At 52.9% G+C, this 1,382-nt stretch carries 2 protein-coding genes; both read left to right on the top strand.

From position 1 onward, the window contains the following. On the top strand, positions 1-796 hold a 796-nt coding region (locus tag U9P07_06025), incomplete at its 5' end, for a CheR family methyltransferase (GenBank protein ID MEA2108959.1). Positions 797-1,084: 288 nt separating this feature from the next. Beyond that, positions 1,085-1,382, top strand: a 298-nt coding sequence (locus U9P07_06020) for a hypothetical protein (protein ID MEA2108958.1), incomplete at its 3' end; no start/stop codon positions are given.

Raw genomic sequence — 1,382 nt, 5'->3', positions numbered from 1 at the left:
CTTTAACCCGGCTGCCGGCGGCTGGCGGATAAAAGATAAAATTCGCTCCCTGGCCGTCTTTAAGAAATTAAACCTGATGGATTCCTATGCCGGGCTGGGAAGTTTTGACATTATCTTTTGCCGTAATGTGGCCATTTATTTTACCGCTGCCGACAAAAGAAAACTATTCCAGAAGCTTGGTCAGGTGTTGGCCCGGGATGGCTACCTGATTATTGGTGGTTCTGAATCCTTAAGTGGCGTCGCGCCGCAGTTTCAGACCCGGAATTATCTTCAGGGGGTGTATTACCAGCTCCAGGGGGCGGAAGAAGCGATGGAAAAAGCGCGAAAGCCGGTACCGGCAGCTTCAGCCAGCCCGGCGGCAAAAAAAACGGCAGCAAAAGCACCGCCAGAGCGTAAAAAAAGCCCTCCCCGGACACCGGTTGAACCGGCCAGGCGCCCACAAACGTCCGCATCATCAGTGACCAGTCCGGCATCCGTGCCTCCAACAACAGCAAAGAAAGAGAAACCGGCGCCGGCTGCTGAAGTCAATGCGGCTTCAGGGGAGATCGTCGAAGCTCCCATGGGAATTCCCGAAATTTTACCGGATGACAGTGTTGAAACCACCGCTGCTTTTCTTGATTCCGCCGGTTCAAGCGAAGAAGCCGGTGAATCCCTGCTGGGGAATCTGCCCGCTGCCAGGCGGACTGGCGAATCCATGGTTTTTGGCCGGGAAACAGCCAATGGCGAGGAGAAAAAGACTTCCCTGCTGCAGAAAATTGCCGAGCAGAATCAGGATGGGGATGACGACCAGGAGTAAGCATTCGACTTTGTTTATAGATTGGCAAATTTTTCTTATTTCTCACAGAGACACTGAGTCACAGAGGGCAAATAACAGGGGTTCTCTGTGACTTTGCGTCTCCGTGAGAGTAATTTTGTCTTTTTTGAAAACGTGCCCGAATATTTACATTAATGCTTTAAAGTGACGATGGCTCCGCACGCGCCAGCACTTTCGGAACCATTCCGAGCGTCTGTTTACACGGTCTTTAACCGGAGGAAGACATGAGGGAAAGGTTGAAGACTGTTTTACATTGGAGGTAACGAACCGATGACAAACCACATATCCCAAGAAGAACCCCGCGAGAACCGGCGCGGTCGCAAAGAAGCGGAACTCAATCCGGTTCAGCGCCGCTTGCCGATTCCCCCGACGACCGGCATGAAACGTCACGGTCTTGCTCTGGCGGTCTTATGGACGCTGATCGTTGCCGTTTCGATGACATGGAACGGGGTCAGCCAATGGAGGGCGATGCACGAAGTGGCGGCCAACGGCACCCGGACAAACTTCTTCAAGGATGTCATCTACCGTCGGTGGAACGCAGAACTCGGGGGTGTCTATGCCGAGATAA

It is taken from the genome of Pseudomonadota bacterium, assembly GCA_034660915.1.
GTDB lineage: Bacteria > Desulfobacterota > Anaeroferrophillalia > Anaeroferrophillales > Anaeroferrophillaceae > DQWO01.
This window is presented reverse-complemented; position numbering and strand designations above follow the sequence as displayed.